This window comes from Undibacterium sp. 5I2 (assembly GCF_035019605.1).
GTDB lineage: Bacteria > Pseudomonadota > Gammaproteobacteria > Burkholderiales > Burkholderiaceae_D > Undibacterium.
Genome location: NZ_JASJVS010000104.1, coordinates 1 through 5,344 on the forward strand (window position 1 = coordinate 1; position 5,344 = coordinate 5,344).

Sequence of the window (5,344 nt, forward strand, 5' to 3'; positions counted from 1 at the left end):
TTTCAACGACAAGACTTGGAAATCTCTCAATACCGAAAGCGACGAAGAGAAGTAGAAGAAATGGCGCGTTTGCAATTAGGATTATTCTAATGAAATGTCAATTAATTTATTCCGGACAGCAGTGCGCCTGCGCGGCAATGACGGAATCAGCGGTTGGAGGAAAATGCGGTTTGGGTGGCTGGGGCGGATAATCGAACACGACAGCGCGCAGCCTCGGCAAATAAGCTATGCGCCAGCCAGATTGACACGGCGCAGCCAGCCGGATACAACGCGGCTCAGACGATTTTCAGTTCAAAACGCACCTGAGGCTTTTTTTCACTGTCTTCTGAAGAATAATCATGCCCATTTGCAATTTGACCGGCAGTAAGCTGGAAGAGGATGGGCTACGACGGCTATAACACTTAGCTTATGCTGCCATCGCTATTGATCCGACTCTTGTCGCCACACCGCCTGCACCGCCAACGCTGCGTCCCGTTCCGCCTACGAGCTTCCAAATCGATGACACGGTGGCCTTCACAGACAAACATCTGCGCGAGCATATTGGGATAATTGAACGTTTGAATGAGAAGACCGTGACGATAATTTGTGATAAGTGATGCTTTAACCGACAATGCACTCTACTTGACATGATGCGGTGGCGATAAACGCACAGACGAAACCGATATCAAGCGCGCTTGTGATTATTGGCAGGATTGGCAAAGGAGATGAGAGCATGAAAAGCAGAGCGCACGATGATGCCATGACTGAATTGTATAGGGATGATCCTGATTTTGCCCTGCAAGTCATCAACAGTATTCTGGAAGGGGGCGACCAAGCAGAGCTGCTGGTGGTATTGCGCCAAATGGCAGGAGCGTTTGGCGGAGTTCGGGCACTTGCAGAGAAAGCGCACCTGAATCCGACCCAGTTGTACCGTACCTTGTCGCCGACGGGTAATCCTGCATTGAGCAATTTCTCGGCAATTTTGAAAGTGATGGGACTGCGCTTAGCAGTACAGGCAATTTTAGAAAACGCAGATTAAATAGCAGTGGAGTGCCCGTTCGTGAGCAATGAGGATACATCGGTTTTTTCAAACGAGCTGGACTTAAGGGCACGGATATAAAGGCGCTTACGCGGCAATGACGAATTGGGCGGCTGGGGGAATTAACCTTTCATATCTCAGTTGTTTGCCGCCAAAGCCGATTTTCCGCGAAGCGCGCGCCTTGCCGATATTGACCACCGCTGCAACCGGCATTTGCATCGACTTGCCCTTTATGTATTCTTTGGCAGAGCTTCCCAATTCCGCGTAGACCCCCATCTTGGACAATGCTTCGAGACCCACTTGCACGAGGGGAAACACTGGAATAAAATTACCAGTGATGCTCGATTTTTTTTGCCTTTACGTAAATGCCGTACCCTGCCTTAATTAAAAGACCTTTGAGTATGACGGACGTAATGCCCTGCCAACTTGCTCATATCCGCCAAATCGATCGAAGTCTTTGCGCAAAAAAACGCTTGGCTTAGAGCGGGAAATGCTCATTTCAATTCGTTCTTCTAAGTTCATTTTTGACATGACATGAAACAAGCGTCAGTCTATATTCTTGCGAGTAAGCGAAATGGCACGTTGTATATCGGTGTCACGTCGGATCTTGTCCAACGTATCTGGCAGCATCGAGAGGGCCTTACTGAAGGATTCACCCAACGCTATTCAGTAAAAACACTGGTCTGGTACGAGTTACATAGCACAATGGAAACGGCAATCACGCGTGAAAAAGCCCTGAAAAAATGGAATCGGACCTGGAAATTAAAATTGATCGAAGAAAGAAATCCGGAGTGGATTGATTTGTGGCCCGAGATACATGGCGAGGTAGCGCTCTTGAGAACATGAAGTAAAAAGCGGTGTGCTGCGCATCCGGCGCACAGAGATAAAGGCGCTGACGCGCCACTGGGTTGCCGCCTGCGCGGCAATGACGAGGTGAGCGGCTGGGGGAATTGAATTGCACTGTTCACGTAGCAAGGCAGGTTCGGCAGCATGACTACCGTTCACCCACACCGTTGGCCCACACCGTTGGCCCACACCGTCATTGCCGCGCAGGCGGCAACCCAGTGGCACGATAGTGCCTTCAGGCTAGGTACGTCGATCAACTGCACTTTTTTTTGCTGCAAAATCAGAACACCGCATTGCGCATCAGACGGACAGAGATAAAGGCGCTTACGCGCCACTGGGTTGCCGCCTGCGCGGCAATGACGAGGTGAGCGGCTGGGGGAATTGAATTGCACTGTTCATGTACCAAGGCAGGTTCGGCAGCATGACTACCGTTCACCCGCACTGTTGGCCAGCACCGTTGGCCAACACCGTTCACCCGCACCGTTCATCCACACCGTCATTGCCGCGCAGGCGGCAACCCAGTGGCACGATAGTGCCTTCAGGGTGGGTACGTCGATCAACTGCACTTTTTTTTGCTGCGAAATGAGAACACCGCGTTGCGCATCAGACGGACAGAGATAAAGGCGCTGACGCGCCACTGGGTTGCCGCCTGCGCGGCAATGACGAGGTGAGCGGCTGGGGGAATTGAATTGCACTGTTCACATAGCAAGGCAGGTTCGGCAGCATGACTACCGTTCACCCACACCGTTGGCCAGCACCGTCATTGCCGCGCAGGCGGCAATCCAGTGGCACGGCAGTGCCTTCAGGGTAGGTACGTCAATCACGGGCGCATTGATTCCGCTGAAAAATGAGGACATCCCGCTGGGCATCAAGCGTACGGATATAAAAGGCGCTTACGCGCCTCTGGATTGCCGCCTGTGTGGCAATGACGAATTCGACGGCTGAGTGTGTTTCATGGTGGTAGTGACTTATTCAATTTACTTGAAATAACAAGCATTAAGATACATACTGCCTTTTATAACAAGAAAACGTTCAATAACTTCTGTAAAAAGCCGCACAAACAAAGTGACAAAAAAGCTAACGAACAGCCTGATGGCACCCGAAATGCTGGCGCGCATTCGCTCGCTTGGCCAGCGCATCAAACAAGCCAGGATCAGTCGCACATGGCGCCAAGAGGATCTTGTCAGCCGATCAGGCTTATCGCGCAGCACGATAGAATCGATAGAGCGCGGTGCGCCCGGCACCTCGATTGCTTCGTATTTTCATGTCTTATGGATCATGGGTTTGGACCGAGAGCTCGATCTCATTGCCGACCCAGGCTTGGACAGGGAAGGACTGGCGCTGTCTTTTTCTGTCGCCGACAAGCGAGTACGTATAGCGAAGAAAGTGGATAATGACTTCTGACAGCGAAACGATGTATGTTTGGGTTTATCTGGCCGATCAGGTAACACCGACCCTGTGCGCTCGCGTAAAGAGGTCGGTGTCAACAAGCGGCGTGCCGCAGTGCGAATTCGTCTACCAGAAAGCCTATCTCGACCAACCCTTGGCGATTGCGCTTGATCCCGTATTACTGCCGTTAAAAGCACTGCGTTACACCAGTTTTTCACTGAATGGTCATTTTTCGGTTTTATTAGATGCGGGCCCGGATTCTTGGGGTCGTCGCGAGATCACGTTGTCAAACGGTACGCAGACTGATTTTGGCTATCTGTTACATGGCACTGGCGATCAGGTCGGTGCACTCGCATTCAGTAAGGATGCCGCGGCAACGCCTGCAAATGCAGAATTCAACGGCTACCCTTGCGCGACACTCGAGCAGTTGTTGGAGTTCTCTGAAATGCTGGAAAAAAATCTGCCGATTCCCAAAAAATATGAAACTTTGTTAAGGGTCGGCACATCGGCCGGCGGTGCCAGGCCGAAGGCAACAATCTTACATAAAGGCAGGCAATGGCTGGCGAAATTTCCAAGCACAAGCGATCCGGTTGACCTGCCAAGCAATCCTCGGCTGGAAAAAACCGCATTGGATTTAGCAGAAATTGCCGGGCTCGATGTTCCGCAGAGGGAGTTAATCGTTGTTGCTGACAAAGATGTGCTGTTGGTAGAACGATTCGACCGGCATTATCATGGCGACACCGCCGGTGGATGGTCGCGCTATCCCTATGCGAGTGCGCGGACGGTGTTTTACTCCAAGCCGGAGGTGCAGCGTTACGCCATCACCAACTCCTATCAAAGACTGGCGCTTGAGCTGGCAACATGGTCGAATAAAACGGCATCGAACCGCTTGGAGTTATTCAAACGTATGGTATTCAATTGTCTGGTAAATAATTTGGACGACCACGATTTGAATCACGGATTGATCAATCGCGGCCAGGGATTTGAATTGAGCCCCTTGTTCGATGTCGTTCCACAGCGCCCCACAGGAGCGCGACCACGTTTAGCTCTGAGTGCCGGCGCAGCAGGAGGAGCGGCAACGAAGCAGAATCTACTGTCAGAATGCGAGCGATTCGGACTCTCAGTGGCGGCCGCAAATCACATCATCGATTCGCTTCGTGACATTGTTCAAGCAAATTGGGAGAAATGTTTGATGTTGAATGGGATAAGTCGCCCCCATATCGAGCGCGTTGCTCCGGCTTTTTGCTCTCCTCACTTTGACTGTCCCGACCTTGAAAACTAGTCTGTCGGACTTAGAAACATTGCCGCGCATGCGGTAATGACAAAGTGGATGGCCGGGATGACGATTCGGTGACTGGAATGGCAGATGCGCGGGCTGCGGGGAATTGCATTGCGCTGCGTTTTCGCATGTATCCTGATTTGAAAATATGTAAAGTGTACACACGCACTCATCGCAATCAGGGGCGCATTTTTTCTACGACTTACTACGGAATGAAACAGCCAGCCGTCTATATTCTTGCCAGCGAACAAAATGGCACCTTGTATATCGGTGTCACGTCCAATCTTGTCCAACGTACCTGGCAGCATCGTGACGGCATTGTTGAGGGATTCACCCAGCGTTACGCGGTAAAAACACTGGTCTGGTACGAGTTGCACAGCACAATGAAAACGGCGATCACGCGTGAAAAAGCCTTGAAGAAGTGGAATCGCAGCTGGAAATTAAAATTGATAGAAGAAAAAAATCCGCAGTGGCTTGATTTGTGGCCCGAGATAGTCGCTTGAGACGTACGGATATAAAAGGCGCTGGCGCGCCTCTGGATTGCCGCCTGCGCGGCAATGACGAATTGGGAGGATGGGGGAAATGACGAATTCGGCGAGTTGGGTGACTTCTTGGGCGAACTGGGCGAATTTTGGCGACTTGGGCAACTTGGCAGAAATGCCGAAGTGGGCGGCTGACGCGCTTAGTATTGCTACCTTGCCCGACCAAAGCCGCCCCCGCAGCGCTACCCTACCCACCGGAGTTTTTCAAGCTAGTTGTCGCCTAAAAGTAAATTTTTATGCCGCCAGTTTCAGTTCTTGATATACGTCCTC

7 protein-coding genes are annotated in these 5,344 nt (G+C 51.4%); 6 read left to right on the plus strand and 1 reads right to left on the minus strand.

Annotated elements, in window-relative coordinates; genetic code table 11:
- The first annotated feature begins 712 nt into the window (after window positions 1-712).
- Window positions 713-1,018 carry an addiction module antidote protein gene (locus tag QN359_RS19210; protein WP_322247563.1) on the plus strand — a complete coding sequence of 102 codons (306 nt, stop codon included), beginning with the start codon at window positions 713-715 and terminating at the stop codon, window positions 1,016-1,018.
- A gap of 87 nt (window positions 1,019-1,105) precedes the next feature.
- On the opposite strand, the gene QN359_RS19215 is transcribed toward QN359_RS19210, so the two are convergent.
- Window positions 1,106-1,336, minus strand: a complete 231-nt coding sequence (locus QN359_RS19215) for a hypothetical protein (RefSeq protein ID WP_322247562.1) — start codon at window positions 1,334-1,336, stop codon at window positions 1,106-1,108.
- Window positions 1,337-1,552: 216 nt separating this feature from the next.
- Between QN359_RS19215 and QN359_RS19220 the strand changes: the two genes are divergently transcribed.
- The 5 genes from QN359_RS19220 to QN359_RS19240 all read left to right on the plus strand — a co-directional run bounded on the left by QN359_RS19220 (window position 1,553) and on the right by QN359_RS19240 (window position 5,035).
- The gene (locus QN359_RS19220; RefSeq protein WP_322247561.1) at window positions 1,553-1,864 is read left to right on the plus strand and encodes a GIY-YIG nuclease family protein; all 312 of its coding nucleotides are present in this window, start codon (window positions 1,553-1,555) and stop codon (window positions 1,862-1,864) included.
- 747 nt (window positions 1,865-2,611) lie between these two features.
- Window positions 2,612-2,809, plus strand: coding sequence for a hypothetical protein (locus tag QN359_RS19225; protein WP_322247560.1), 198 nt, complete (start codon window positions 2,612-2,614; stop codon window positions 2,807-2,809).
- Between the two features lie 147 nt (window positions 2,810-2,956).
- Window positions 2,957-3,268: a helix-turn-helix transcriptional regulator gene (locus tag QN359_RS19230; protein ID WP_322247559.1), complete on the plus strand. Its 312-nt coding sequence runs from the start codon at window positions 2,957-2,959 to the stop codon at window positions 3,266-3,268.
- Window positions 3,258-4,535 (plus strand): HipA domain-containing protein, encoded by a 1,278-nt coding sequence (locus tag QN359_RS19235; RefSeq protein WP_322247558.1) that lies wholly within the window; start codon window positions 3,258-3,260, stop codon window positions 4,533-4,535. The genes QN359_RS19230 and QN359_RS19235 overlap by 11 nt, the downstream gene beginning before the upstream one ends.
- Before the next feature lie 44 nt (window positions 4,536-4,579).
- Window positions 4,580-5,035 carry a GIY-YIG nuclease family protein gene (locus tag QN359_RS19240; RefSeq protein ID WP_323493388.1) on the plus strand — a complete coding sequence of 152 codons (456 nt, stop codon included), beginning with the start codon at window positions 4,580-4,582 and terminating at the stop codon, window positions 5,033-5,035.
- The last annotated feature ends 309 nt before the right edge of the window (window positions 5,036-5,344 follow it).